The 12,715-nt window shown below is 62.9% G+C and carries 11 protein-coding genes; 10 read left to right on the top strand and 1 reads right to left on the bottom strand.

Going from position 1 to position 12,715, the window contains the following annotated elements; genetic code table 11:
* Positions 1-158: 158 nt before the first annotated feature.
* Both JFX23_RS04415 and JFX23_RS04410 read left to right on the top strand, forming a co-directional pair.
* On the top strand, positions 159-1,451 hold the full coding sequence (locus tag JFX23_RS04415; protein WP_198775918.1) for an MFS transporter: 1,293 nt from the start codon (positions 159-161) through the stop codon (positions 1,449-1,451).
* Positions 1,452-1,453: 2 nt separating this feature from the next.
* Complete coding sequence (locus tag JFX23_RS04410; RefSeq protein WP_198775888.1) at positions 1,454-2,125, top strand: MBL fold metallo-hydrolase; 672 nt, start codon at positions 1,454-1,456, stop codon at positions 2,123-2,125.
* Here JFX23_RS04410 and JFX23_RS04405 read toward each other — a convergent pair.
* Entirely contained in the window at positions 2,089-2,730 is a 642-nt protein-coding gene (locus JFX23_RS04405) for a TetR/AcrR family transcriptional regulator (protein WP_332874672.1), read from the bottom strand. The genes JFX23_RS04410 and JFX23_RS04405 overlap by 37 nt on opposite strands.
* A 114-nt stretch (positions 2,731-2,844) precedes the next feature.
* Between JFX23_RS04405 and JFX23_RS04400 the strand changes: the two genes are divergently transcribed.
* The 8 genes from JFX23_RS04400 to pgsA all read left to right on the top strand — a co-directional run bounded on the left by JFX23_RS04400 (position 2,845) and on the right by pgsA (position 12,652).
* On the top strand, positions 2,845-3,606 hold the full coding sequence (locus JFX23_RS04400; protein WP_198775917.1) for an electron transfer flavoprotein subunit beta/FixA family protein: 762 nt from the start codon (positions 2,845-2,847) through the stop codon (positions 3,604-3,606).
* Positions 3,607-3,623: 17 nt separating this feature from the next.
* Complete coding sequence (locus JFX23_RS04395; RefSeq protein WP_198775886.1) at positions 3,624-4,496, top strand: electron transfer flavoprotein subunit alpha/FixB family protein; 873 nt, start codon at positions 3,624-3,626, stop codon at positions 4,494-4,496.
* A 15-nt stretch (positions 4,497-4,511) separates the two neighbouring features.
* The gene (locus JFX23_RS04390) at positions 4,512-5,810 is read left to right on the top strand and encodes an FAD-dependent oxidoreductase (protein ID WP_198775885.1); all 1,299 of its coding nucleotides are present in this window, start codon (positions 4,512-4,514) and stop codon (positions 5,808-5,810) included.
* Between the two features lie 28 nt (positions 5,811-5,838).
* On the top strand, positions 5,839-6,135 hold the full coding sequence (locus tag JFX23_RS04385) for a ferredoxin family protein (RefSeq protein WP_005961734.1): 297 nt from the start codon (positions 5,839-5,841) through the stop codon (positions 6,133-6,135).
* A gap of 229 nt (positions 6,136-6,364) precedes the next feature.
* Positions 6,365-8,056 (top strand): ribonuclease J, encoded by a 1,692-nt coding sequence (locus JFX23_RS04380; protein WP_005961733.1) that lies wholly within the window; start codon positions 6,365-6,367, stop codon positions 8,054-8,056.
* Between the two features lie 37 nt (positions 8,057-8,093).
* Entirely contained in the window at positions 8,094-9,050 is a 957-nt protein-coding gene (locus tag JFX23_RS04375) for a PfkB family carbohydrate kinase (protein ID WP_005961732.1), read from the top strand.
* Positions 9,051-9,104: 54 nt separating this feature from the next.
* The gene (locus JFX23_RS04370) at positions 9,105-12,002 is read left to right on the top strand and encodes an FtsK/SpoIIIE family DNA translocase (protein ID WP_198775884.1); all 2,898 of its coding nucleotides are present in this window, start codon (positions 9,105-9,107) and stop codon (positions 12,000-12,002) included.
* A gap of 20 nt (positions 12,003-12,022) precedes the next feature.
* On the top strand, positions 12,023-12,652 hold the full coding sequence (gene pgsA / locus JFX23_RS04365) for a CDP-diacylglycerol--glycerol-3-phosphate 3-phosphatidyltransferase (RefSeq protein ID WP_005961730.1): 630 nt from the start codon (positions 12,023-12,025) through the stop codon (positions 12,650-12,652).
* Positions 12,653-12,715 lie beyond the last annotated feature (63 nt).

Raw genomic sequence — 12,715 nt, 5'->3', positions numbered from 1 at the left:
CGTTTGTGCGGGGGGGCGAAGACGCGATTCCCAGGCGCGGGAGAGGCGCTGAAGATACTCTCCCGCGCCGCCCCTCATAACACCATGTCCCGCGATGAGAATGGAGGGAGAACACCGTGGGCAACAACGAACCCGTCATCGACCTCGAGGACCTCGAGATGACTCCGCTGCTGAGGCGAGTCATCGTCTTCTCATCGGGCGGTCCATTCCTCGAGGGCTATGTTTTGTCCATTATCGGCGTGGCATTGGGGGCGATGGGCTCAGACCTTATCCTCGATGCTCACTGGAACGGCCTACTGGGCGTATCCGCCCTCGTCGGTCTTTTCCTCGGAGCCTCTTTCGGCGGGTGGCTCACGGATCTGATCGGTCGGCGCAAGATGTTCGTCATCGACTTGGTGGTCATCGCCATCTTGTCGATCCTGTGCGCCATGGTCCACACGCCACTGACCCTCGTGATCCTGCGTTTCTTCGTCGGCGTGGCAGTGGGCGCCGACTATCCGATCGCGACCTCTATGATCGCCGAGTTCTCGCCGCGCAAATACCGTGCAGCAGCGATGGGTATTATTGCGGCGGCCTGGTATCTGGGGGCAAACGTCGCAGCCCTCGTGGGTTTCGCCCTCATCAACACGAACCACGGTTGGCGCTACATGCTGGCCTCCTCCGCGGTTCCCTGCATTCTCATCCTCGTGGGCCGCTGGAATATCCCCGAGTCTCCCCGATGGCTCGTCTCCAAGGGCCGGAGCGAAGAAGCTCAGCGCATCGTCCATGAGACCCTAGGGGCCAATGTCCGTCTGCCTGAGGCTGAGGAAGCGGCGAAGACCTCAGTCTCGAAGGTTTTGCAGGGCGTCTATTTGCAGCGCATCATCTTCGTCGGCGTCATCTGGCTGTGCCAGGCGATCCCCATGTTCGCCCTCTACACCTACGGACCGCAGATCATTGCCGCCGTCGGCCTGGGGGAGGGGCGCAATGTCCTTCTCGGCGAACTCCTCATCGGCACCTTCTTCATGCTCGGCACCTTCCCCGCAATGTACCTGTGCGAAAAGATCGGCCGCCGCCCCCTTATTATCGCCTGCTTCGGCGGCATGACCGTGGCCCTGGCCATCATCGGTTTCTTCCCAGGCGCGGGCATCGGCCTGATCATGGGCTGCTTCATCTCCTACGCGCTCTTGTCAGGCGGCCCCGGCAACCTCGAATGGCTCTACCCCAATGAACTCTTCCCCACGGAGATCCGGGCGACCGCTATGGGCTTCGCCATGGCCTTCAGCCGAATCGGCACTGTCGTGTCGATCTACATCCTGCCCGGGTTCATCGACAATCACGGCATCGGCAAGACAATGCTCGCCGGTGCTCTGATCTCCGCCCTGGGCTTCGGAGTGTCGGTCATTTGGGCTCCTGAAACGCGCGGATACACCCTGGCCGAAACCGGATCCGTGGACTTCAAGGGGCGCTGATAGTGTTCACAATTGAGCATCTCACCGTCGGCGCCTGGAAGGCCGTCTGCTACGCCCTCACCAACGAGGAAGGCACCCTCATCATTGATCCGGGCGCAGAGCCGCGAACGCTCATGCGCTGGCTTGAAGGCAAGAAGGTCATCGGTATCGTCTTGACTCACTGTCACAGCGACCACATTGGGGCGGTCAATGAACTTATCGAAGCCTATGGCTGCCCAGTGGCCTGCGGCGTTGACGACGTGGACGGGGTTGCAGATGTTCACCGTTCCGGCTTCGACGAGGAAGGCATTGATTACACCGTCGACCATGTCGACCGTTCCCTCGCAGAAGGGGATGTCATCACATGGGGAGGTGACACCCTGCAGGTTCTGCACACCCCGGGGCACACGCCCGGAAGCATCTGCCTGCTCGCCACAGAACAACAGGTCTTGTTCAGCGGAGACACTCTGTTTTCCGGGGCGATCGGCTCGACGGTTTTCGTCCTGGGCGACTACACGGAGCTGATGCGCTCATGCGCCCGTCTTGCCCAGATGGATTCCGCACTGACGGTGTACCCGGGGCACGGGCCCGCGACGACTCTTCAGGCTGAAAAGCCGATGCTGAGCTACCTGGCCCAGAGCGCTTTGCGCGCCGCAGGTCACTCGTCCAATTGGCGTGAGGGTTCGTGGTGGTGAAGTTGATCGTCAACAAGATCGGCCACGTAAGCCGGAACCTTCTCCAAGAAACAGCCGATGACATCGTCGGGAAGACAGAAGGTGCGCATCAGCACGCTCCCTTCGATCGCATCGAGCAGACGCACCACCGAAGTGTTGCGGGGCAACTCACCATTGAGTTTGAAGTCCCACAAACGCTCATGAATAGCCGAAAGGGGGGTGACGAACAGATCCTTGTAGATCTGGCATATGACAGGGTCTTCGGCGTTCCCGGCTTCAACGAAGAGCCGACGAACGGCCGAACGATTCGGACCCAGATATTCCCGGAGGCGGAAGTCCGCTTCGTTGACGAGGATTTCCCAGGGGGAATCCCCACGGGGTCCCGGGCAAATCACCAGGGCGGTGAAGGCATGGTGGAGCAGCTCGTCGCGGTCGTTCCATCGCGAGTACAAGCTCGACTTGCCGACTCCGGCCTCGGCGGCGATCTTCGTCAAATTGAAGCCCGCCCATCCTGCCTCCCCATAAAGATCAAGGGCAGCGCGAAAGACGCGTTCCTCCATTTGAGGGTCACGAGGTCGGCCCGCTTTAGCGGGATTGAGAATCGCAAAACGCGTCAATGCGCGCACTCCTTCCGCGAGGGGGTCACAGGCAATTAGTCTAATCGACCCTCTTCGCATCCCCCAGGGCTTAAGGGCCCCACATAGACCGCCAAAAGCACCCCCGTGCAGAAAGGGCAGATGATGAGCATCGTCGTCGCGTACAAGTACGCAGCAAACCCACAAGACACCACCGTCGACGCTTCCGGCGTTGTCGACTGGTCGCGCGCCAAGGCCGCGATCTCCGAATACGACCCGGTCGCCGTCCAGGTGGGACGCACCCTCGCCGATTCCCTCGGCACCGATGTCGTCGGCATCTCCGTCGGCGGCAAGGCCGTTTCTTCGTCCATGGCGAAGAAGGGCGCCCTTTCCAGGGGCATGGACCGCGCCCTAGTCGTCGCCGATGACGCCACCTCGACGTGGAACGCCACCACTGTTGCGAGTGCCCTGGCAGGCCTCGTCGGTAAGGTCGAGGGCACGAGCCTCGTCCTGACAGGCGACTCCTCGATCGACGAATCCGCGAAGATTGTTCCCACCCTTATTGCCGGTTTCCTCGGCTGGCCCTGCTTCCAGGAGGTCATCTCCGTCGAAGCTGCGGGTGATGGCTGGACCCTGACCCAGAGCACCGCCGGCGGTACCCGCACCGTCCGCGTCGACGGCCCCGTTGTCGCCGCCGTCGCCACCGATGCCGCCCCCGTGAAGGTCCCCGGCATGAAGGACATCCTCGCTGCTGGCAAGAAGCCCCTCGAGGAGGTTCCCGTGGCCGAGCTTTCGACCGTTGATACGGCTCTGGAGGTCACCGGTCGTGCCAAGCCGGTCGCCAAGGCCCGCCGCAATGAGATGTTCACCGGAGACGACGCCGCCGCCCAGCTCGTCGCCGCCCTGCGCAATGCCGGCGCACTCTGAGAAAGGACTGCAGAACAATGACGAACACCTGGATCCTCACCACCGACGAGCGCATCGCGAACCTCGTTGAGGCTGCCGCTGCGATCGGCGGGACCACCACCGTCATCGCCGTCGCTCCTTCGGCCCCCGCCGTCGGCGGCGTCGACACCATCATTCACGTCCCCACCGCTGAGAACGTTCCCGCCGAAGCCTACGCAGGCGTTGTCGCGGGGCTCCTCGCTGATGCGAAGGGCGATGTGATTCTCGCTGCGAACCGTCCCGCCGAGCGCTCCTTCGCGGGAGCTGCGGCAGCTGCCCTCGCCCTCCCCGTCGTCGTCGGCGCGACGAGCGTCAGCGCTGAAAACGCCGAAGTTGCCCGCTACGGCGGACTGACTAACGAGACCGTCGCCTTCAAGGGTGCCGTACTCATCCTCGAAGGCGGAGCCGCGCCGGAAGCCGGTGGCCCGGCTGCCCAGGCACATGAAGGTGCCCCCATGGGTGCCGCGGTCGTCGACGTTCAGCCCGCAGGCTCCGGTCCTGCGAACCTCGCTGCAGCGCGTCGCATCGTCTCCTGCGGACGCGGATTCAAGGCCGAAGAGGACCTCGGCCTCGCCCGGACTCTGGCCGAGGCCCTCGGCGCCGAGATCGCCTGCTCGCGTCCACTGGCTGAAGGCACGGCCTGGCTGAGCAAGGACCGCTACGTCGGCGTCTCCGGTATGCACGTCGCACCGGACGTCTATGTCGCTCTCGGTATCTCCGGCCAGGTGCAGCACACCTCCGGCATGGCAGATTCGAAGGTCGTCGTCGCCGTCAACAACGACGCCAATGCCCCGATTTTCCGGATCTCCGACTACGGCATCGTGGGCGACATCTACGATGTCGTGCCCGCACTCACTGCGGCACTGTCCTGAAACGAGAAGAAGAACATGTCCGAGGAAGTTGACTTCGACGTCATCGTCATCGGCGGGGGCGTGGCGGGCGCAGTATGCGCCTACACCCTCGCCGAACAAGGACGGGAGGTCTTGCTCATCGAGCGCGCCGCGGAGCCGGGATCGAAGAACCTGTCCGGCGGTGTGTTCTACTGCCGCGTCATGGAGAAGGTCTTCCCCAACTTCGTTGACGTCGCGCCCGTGGAACGTAGAATCACCCGGAATTGCGTGAGCCTCATCAACGCCAGTTCCTTCGTCAATATCGACTACTGGGATCAGCGTCTGAGTGAACCAGTCAACGCAGTGACCGTGCTGCGCGCCAAACTTGACGCCTGGCTTCTCGAACAATGCGAAGAGGCCGGAGTGACCGTCATGCCCGGCGTGAAGGTCGACTCCCTCATCGTCGAAGGCGAGAAGATTGTCGGTGTGCGGGCCGGCGAGGACGAGTTGCGTTCCCACGTGGTCGTCGCCGCGGACGGGGTCAACTCCTTCATCGCCCAGCAGGCCGGAATCCGAGCCAAAGAACCGATGAAGCACCTCGCCGTTGGCGTGAAATCCGTCATCGGATTGCCTCGCAAGGTCCTTGAGGATCGCTTCAACGTCCGAGGTAAGGAAGGCGTGGCCTACGCGATGGTCGGGGATTGCACCCAGGGCGTCGCAGGCGGTGGGTTCCTCTACACCAACGAGGAGTCCATCTCCATCGGAGTGGTCATGCGTCTCGACGACCTCGAGAAGTCGGGCTTGTCCTCTTCAGACGTCCACGACCACATGCTGCGCCACCCGGCTATCGCCCCGCTCTTGGAGGACGGCACCCTCCTGGAGTACGGATGCCACCTCACCATTGAGGACGGTCCTGCGATGGCATCCCATGATCTGACCCGCCCCGGGCTCATCATCATCGGGGATGCCGCGGGCTTCACCCTCAACACGGGGCTCACCATCCGTGGCATGGACCTGGCGGCGGGCTCTGCGCTCGCGGCGGCTGAAACGATTCGCAAGGCCTTCCAGACGATGGACTTCAGCCAGGAGGCAATGGACGCCTACCGGGGTCTGCTCGATTCTGGTTTCGTCGGCAAGGATATGGCGACCTATGCGAAGGCCCCGGCCTTCCTGGAGCGCCCCCGCATGTACAAGGACTACGGGAAGCTCGCCGCCGAGGTGTTCTACGGGATCTTCAACCACGATCTGAAGCCCAGGCGTCATATGCGCAAGGTCGGAATCGACGCTCTCAAGGCGTCGGGACTGAAACTCACTCAGATCATGGGGGATGTCCTGGCGGGCATCCGCGCCCTGTAACGACACTTCCTGAAAAGAGGACTGAGCAATGGCTGAATTCGTCATCGACAGCGTCCCTGCTCGACTGGCCGGGAACACCTACAACCTTGATGAGGAAGAATCCCACATCGAGGTCGATCAGGAGCTCGCCCGCAAGCTCGGCGCCGGCCCTCTGCTCGAGCGCATCTGCCCTGCGCACGTGTACTCGGTTGAAGCCGATGGCACGATCGGCGTGGAGTATGCGGCGTGCCTGGAGTGCGGAACCTGTCTCGCCATGGCTCCTAAGGGTGTGCTCAAGTGGCACTACCCGCGTGGCAGCTTCGGCATTATGTTCCGCGAAGGCTGAAGCGGAAGGCACAAGGTCAGACCATAAGTCTTACCTGGTCACGGCGGCGGGAGTGCTTGGCGCTCCCGCCGCCCGGCTTCTCGAAGGCGCTCCCGCCGCCCGGCTTCTCGAAGGCGCTCCCGCCGCCCGGCTTCTCGAAGGCGCTCGCGCCTGCGCCTGGTGAGTGCGGGGTCTTGGAATGAATCTCTGGTCCGGGGGTGGAGGCGTAAGAACAAGTAGAATCGCCCACATGAAGCCTCTGTACGAAAATCTTCGCGAGCCCGCCCCCCTCGAAGATGGGGCCCTGCGCGTCATCCCCCTGGGAGGTCTGGGCGAGGTCGGCCGTAACATGAACGTCCTCGAACACGAGGGCAAGCTCCTCATCGTCGACTGCGGTGTCCTCTTCCCCGAGGTCTACCAGCCCGGCGTCGACCTCATCCTCCCTGACTTCTCGTGGATCGCAGATCGGCTCGACGACGTCGTCGGCATGGTCATCACACACGGTCACGAAGACCACATCGGCGCGGTTCCCTACCTCGCGAAGCTGCGCGACGACATTCCAATCTACGGCAGCGACCTGACTCTCGCCTTCATTGAACCGAAACTGCGCGAGCATCGTCTTCCCGCCGGTGACATGCACATCGTCAAAAGCGGCGATCGCCTCCAGCTTGGCCCATTCGAGCTCGAGTTCGTGCAGGTCACGCACTCAATTCCGGATGCTCTTGCGATCTGCGTGCGCACAAGCGCGGGCACGGTCCTCATCACCGGCGACTTCAAGATCGACCACCAGCCTCTCGACGGGCGCAAGACCGATCTTGCGGCCCTGGGCCGCATCGGTTCCGAGGGCGTCGACTTGTTCATGATTGATTCGACGAATTCTGAGGTCCCCGGTTTCATCCCCTCTGAATCCGAGATCGGCCCAGTCCTCGACCGGATCGTTGAAGAAGCAGAAGGCCAGGTCGTTGTCGCGACCTTCGCCTCACATGTGCACCGCGTCCAGCAGGTGATGAACGCCGCCGCGAAAGCGGGACGTCATGTCGCCCTCGTCGGGCGTTCGATGGAACGCAATATGCGCATCGCCGCTGAAAAGGGCTACCTCACGGTGCCTGTGGGCCTGATCGTGGACGCCAATGAATTGGCGGCCCTTCCTCCTGAAAAGCGCCTCTACATGGCGACCGGCTCACAGGGCGAGCCGAGGGCGGCGCTCGCGCGGATGAGCGCTGGCTCCCACAAGTTCGTCAATCTCGAAGCGGGGGACACGGTTGTTGTGGCGGCCTCCCTGATTCCCGGCAACGAGACTGATGTGAACCGCGTGATCAACGAGCTCACACAGTTGGGCGCGAAGGTTTTCCACCGTGGCAATGCGAAGGTCCATGTTTCGGGCCACGCCTGCCAGGGCGAGCTCCTCACCTTCTACAACCTGGTCCAGCCGAAGAACGTCATGCCGATTCACGGCGAATTGCGCCACCTCGTGAAGAATGGTCAACTCGCGGTCTCCACCGGTGTCCCCGCAAGTCGGGTCGTCCTCGCCGATGGTGGGGTTACGGTCGACCTTAAAGACGGGCAGGCGCGGATTTCAGGCCAGGTCCCCTGCGAGCTCGTCTTCGTCGACGGTAAATCGATTGGTGAGATCTCCGAAGAAGAGCTCGAGATCCGCAGGATTCTCGGTTCTGAGGGCTTCATTTCTGTGTACGCCGTGGTCGAGCACGATTCGGGCATGGTCCTTTCCGGTCCGACGATCAAAGCGATCGGCATGGCGGAAGATGACGCAGTCTTCGACGAGGTCCTGCCCGATGTGGAGGATGCCCTCAAGGACGCTGCCGCTCCCGGCGGAAAGGACCCCTATGTCCTCCAACAGGCGATGAGGCGCGTCCTCGGACGCTGGGTCGCCCGCAGGCTGCGTCGTCGCCCGATGATTGTCCCCGTCGTCGTCGAGCAGTAACACGCCCGGGCACTCATAGCGCAAAGGACCTCATTCGATGGCTGGACGCTTCATTTCGACCCACTCGGTCGTCCTCGTGCTCCCGATGCACGTCTCGCACACTCCCGTCAGGGGAGGCTCGGTGCATGCTGATGCTGCAAGTTCGCGCCCGGGCGGCGGTTTCACGACACTGTCAGCAGCCGCCGCGCAGGGCGTGCCCGCAGCTTTGGCTTCTCCCCTGGGGACGGGCCCGAACTCCTTCGCGGTTCGCCAGCAGCTCGTCGAAGCGGGGGTGGAAATCCTCACTCAGGAGCTCGTGGGCGACATTGGTGTGGCGATCCAACTCATCGAGAGGAACGGCTCGATGACTTCCATTGTGACGGCTGGAGTGGAGTCCGAGCCTTCACGGACTGCTCTGGATCGGATGGTCCTCAGGCCCGGCGATCTTATCCACATTGCGGCCTCGGACTTGACGACTCCGCATTCGGCGATGGTGCTCGCCGGTTGGGGAGCGGCCCTTCCGGCGTCGGTGCGCCTCGTCGTTTCGGTTTCCCCCGCGGTCGAGCAGGTCCCCGTTGAATCGTGGCGTCAACTCCTCAAGCGTGCGGATATCGTCACGATGAATGTGCGCGAGGCCGCGGCGCTCAGCTCGATCCTCGCGACGCATGAGCCGGGAACGGGGATCCGCAATCTCATGAAACCTGAAGCGGCGCTGGTGCGCAGGACCGGGATCATGGGGTGTGAGCTTCAACGCGAGCAGGGCGCGGAACGCATTCAGGTGCCCGCATTTGAAACCCGTGTCGCGGACACCGCTGGAGTCGGCGACACCCATATCGCCACCATGTGCGCCGCACTCCTCAAAGGCAAGGACATTGAGGAGGCGTGCTCGTTGGCGAATGCTGCGGCGGCGATTGCGATCTCACACGAGTCGGCTCTGCCGGTGCCGACTCTTGAGCAGATCTTGCGCGTTGTGAAGGAGGGGAAGGCGACGGGACTCACGAGCCAGAAGGCCTGATTTCCGGCGCGCCACGGGCCGTCTGGCGCTGGACGCGGGTAGCGTCGAAGCATCATGGCATCACGTACCCCATCGACGGGCAAGACCGGGAGAAATCCCTCTGGTCGCCCCCAGTCTTCGAAGCGTCAAGCGGCCCCCCAAGCCCCCGAGCCGGGACTCCTCGCGAGGTTCTTCGCCTCGATCGGCAGGGGAGTTGCTTCACTGGTTCGCGCTTGGAGGGCAGCAGATCCTCAGATGAAACGCGATGCTCTCGCTTTCGTGTGCATCGCAGCCGCGCTCCTCGTTGCTTTGCGTGAATGGTTCAGGATCTCCGGGCAGGCCGGGGACTTCATTCATCATGCGGCAGCCGGGTCGGTGGGTCTGTTCTCCGTGGTCGTCCCGCTCGCATTGATCGCTTTTTCCATTGAGCTCTTCCGGGCGCGCAGTGGAGAGCAGGCTCTGCCGCATCATGTCGCAGGCGGGATCGGGCTCGTGATCTCCTTGTCTGGCCTCGTGCATGTCACGCAGGGCAATCCCTCTCTTGAGGATGTCGAGACGATCGAGTCCGCAGGGGGAATCGTGGGCTGGTTCGTGGCTCGTCCCCTGACGAATCTGCTCTCCCCCTGGGGGGCGGGCGCGATCCTCGTGCTGGTGGGCATCTATTCGCTGCTTCTTGCGACCCGTACCCGCGTCGCGGAGGTCCCCGCGCGCTTGAGGGAGCTGGCGCGGCGCTTTAAGCGCAGGAGCACGCCGGGTACAACCCCTGAGAATGAGGATCCGGCTCGAGTGGCGCGTCAACGCGCACGCGAGGACCTCGCCGCAGGGGACGATCCTTTCCTTGACGAATACGACGGCGATGAGTCCTTCCGCTCCCCGAATGTTTCCGAGGACTCGACGAGCGTACTGGGAAGCGCTTCGCCTGCACGGCTCCGGGACGCTGAGCCTGCGCCCCTTCACGGCGAGGCCTCATCGGCCGCAAACAGCGGCGAGGTTGAGTCGGCGCCCCAAGCCCAGACCGGTGTTTTAGCGCATGACATGCCGACTGAGAAGTTCTCGGTCGTTGCCGATCCGAATACCGAGGCCATTCCGACCCCCACCTCTCCCGAAGCCGACGAGCCTGCCCCCGCGCCGATCACGCCAGCACCCGAGGGGGAGGTCTTCCAGCCCCAACTCAACGAGGCGATCTCTTACACCCTGCCTGAGGACTCTCTCCTCGTCTCCGGGCCCCCGCATAAGACCCGCTCGGTGGTGAACGACCAGGTCGTTCACGCTCTCGCCCAAGTCTTCGCCGACTTCAAGATCGACGCGCAGGTCACCGGTTTTTCCCGAGGCCCGACGGTCACCCGTTACGAGGTCGTCCTCGGATCGGGAGTGAAGGTCGACAAGCTCACGAACCTGTCGAAGAACATCGCCTATGCCGTGGCTTCCGCGGATGTGCGCATCCTCGCGCCGATTCCCGGCAAGTCCGCGATCGGCATTGAAATCCCGAACACTGATCGTGAGAATGTCGCCCTCGGTGATGTTCTGCGTTCGAGTGCGGCCCTGCGCAACCAGCATCCCCTGGTCGTCGGTGTCGGCAAGGACGTCGAGGGCGGTTATGTCGTGACGAACCTTGCGAAGACCCCGCACCTCCTGGTCGCGGGCCAGACCGGTTCGGGCAAGTCGAGCTTTGTGAACTCGATGATCACCTCGATCATGATGCGCGCGACCCCCCAGCAGGTCCGCATGATCCTCGTCGACCCCAAGCGCGTGGAGCTCACGATCTACGAGGGCATCCCACATCTGATTTCACCGATCATCACGGATCCGAAGAAGGCCGCCGAGGCCCTCGAATGGGTCGTGCGAGAAATGGACGCGCGCTACAACGACCTATCCGATTACGGGTTCAAACATATTGACGACTTCAATAAGGCGGTCCAATCGGGCCAGGTCCTGGCCAAGCCGGGTCTTGACCGGGTGCTGCGCCCCTACCCGTATCTTCTGGTGGTCGTTGACGAGCTTGCTGATTTGATGATGGTCGCGCCGCGTGACGTGGAGGCGTCGATCCAGCGGATCACGCAGCTCGCGCGCGCCGCGGGGATCCACCTTGTCCTCGCGACCCAAAGGCCCTCCGTTGATGTCGTCACCGGTTTGATCAAGGCGAATATTCCTTCCCGCTTGGCTTTCGCGACCTCCTCGTTGACGGATTCGCGCACGATCCTCGACCAGCCGGGCGCTGAGAAGCTCATCGGTCAGGGTGATGCTCTGTACCTGCCTGCGGGCGCTTCAAAGCCGATGCGCGTGCAGGGCGCGTGGGTGACTGAGTCGGAGATCCACAGGGTCGTCGCCCATGTGAAGCAGCAGATGCAGCCCCACTATCGCGATGATGTCGTGACGGAGACGAAGAGCGTCAAGGTTGCCGAGGATATTGGTGATGATCTTGATGATCTGCTCCAGGCGGCGGAGCTTGTGGTGTCCACTCAGCTCGGTTCAACTTCGATGTTGCAGCGCAAGCTCCGGGTCGGATTCGCCAGGGCTGGGCGTCTCATGGACCTGTTGGAGTCCAGGGAGATCGTTGGGCCTTCGGAGGGGTCGAAGGCCCGTCAGGTCCTCGTTCAGCCTGAGCAATTGCCCGAGGTGCTTGCGATGCTCAGGGGTGAATCCGATTCGATGGATGCCGGGGGACAGGCTCCGGCGACCTCACCGGCTTTGGCGGGGGATGCCTTTGGTTCGGACAATGCGGGGCGTGGGGCGGTCGACGCCTCGGCGGCTTCGGACATGGCAGGTGAGGCGGGCGCGCCCGCAAGCGGGGCCGCACAGATGGTCTCGTCTTTCGTCCCTGACGGCGCGTCTTCTCAGCCAGGGCCGTACACTCCTGGTGACGACGTGATGCAGGATCCCTACGCGGGGCACAACTTCGGTGGGAATCCGCCTCAATGGGTCGATGAGGAGCCCGAAGAGGATGAAGACGCTTGGCAGCTTACAGGCCGCTGAGTCACTGGGAAGGACGGGCAATGCACGACAATGTCTCGCTAGTCGATCGGGAGCACTCGGTTTCACCGTACAACCTGCCGAATGCGCTGACGGTGATTCGCCTCCTCCTCGTGCCCGTGTTCATTTGGCTGATGGTGTCTGAGCTGCCTGGGGCGCGCTGGTGGGCGGTTCTGGTCTTTATGATCGCAGCTTCCACGGATCAGCTCGATGGGCACATCGCTCGCTCGCGGAACCTCGTGACCGACTTCGGCAAGCTCGTCGACCCGATCGCGGATAAAGCGTTGACTCTTGGCGCTTTCGTCATGCTCACCGTCGTCGGCCTGCTGCCCTGGTGGGTGACGGCGCTGATCGCCTTCCGTGAACTGGGCATCACCTGGCTGCGTGCGATCCTGTTGAAGAGGGGGATCGTCGTCGCTGCGAATAAGGGTGGCAAGCTGAAGACGGTGTTGCAGATGCTCGCGATCTGGGTCTTGTTGATTCCGTGGACGACGATCGAGTTCGGGGGAGAGTGGAGCGGGCTTTTTGCGCAGGGCATGCTCGTTTTCGGTTGGACGGTCGCGGGCCTCGCCCTCGTCGTCACTTTGTGGTCGGGTTGGGTGTATGTGGCTGAGGGGATGCGCCTGAAGAAGGACGCCAAGACCCAGAGTTGAGTCTTGTTCGCTCAAGTTCCATGACGAGGGCGAGCAACGCCACAATTCGCAAGATCTGCAGAA

The sequence above is a fragment of the Schaalia cardiffensis genome (assembly GCF_016405145.1).
GTDB lineage: Bacteria > Actinomycetota > Actinomycetes > Actinomycetales > Actinomycetaceae > Pauljensenia > Pauljensenia cardiffensis.
This window is presented reverse-complemented; position numbering and strand designations above follow the sequence as displayed.

Excerpts from the sequence above, each read along its gene's own strand:
- pgsA (WP_005961730.1), top strand. The coding sequence starts at position 12,023 with ATGCACGACAATGTCTCGCTAGTCGATCGGGAGCACTCGGTTTCACCG.
- JFX23_RS04395 (WP_198775886.1), top strand. The coding sequence starts at position 3,624 with ATGACGAACACCTGGATCCTCACCACCGACGAGCGCATCGCGAACCTC.
- JFX23_RS04400 (WP_198775917.1), top strand. The coding sequence starts at position 2,845 with ATGAGCATCGTCGTCGCGTACAAGTACGCAGCAAACCCACAAGACACC.
- JFX23_RS04375 (WP_005961732.1), top strand. The coding sequence starts at position 8,094 with ATGGCTGGACGCTTCATTTCGACCCACTCGGTCGTCCTCGTGCTCCCG.
- JFX23_RS04385 (WP_005961734.1), top strand. The coding sequence starts at position 5,839 with ATGGCTGAATTCGTCATCGACAGCGTCCCTGCTCGACTGGCCGGGAAC.
- JFX23_RS04380 (WP_005961733.1), top strand. The coding sequence starts at position 6,365 with ATGAAGCCTCTGTACGAAAATCTTCGCGAGCCCGCCCCCCTCGAAGAT.
- JFX23_RS04390 (WP_198775885.1), top strand. The coding sequence starts at position 4,512 with ATGTCCGAGGAAGTTGACTTCGACGTCATCGTCATCGGCGGGGGCGTG.
- JFX23_RS04415 (WP_198775918.1), top strand. The coding sequence starts at position 159 with ATGACTCCGCTGCTGAGGCGAGTCATCGTCTTCTCATCGGGCGGTCCA.
- JFX23_RS04370 (WP_198775884.1), top strand. The coding sequence starts at position 9,105 with ATGGCATCACGTACCCCATCGACGGGCAAGACCGGGAGAAATCCCTCT.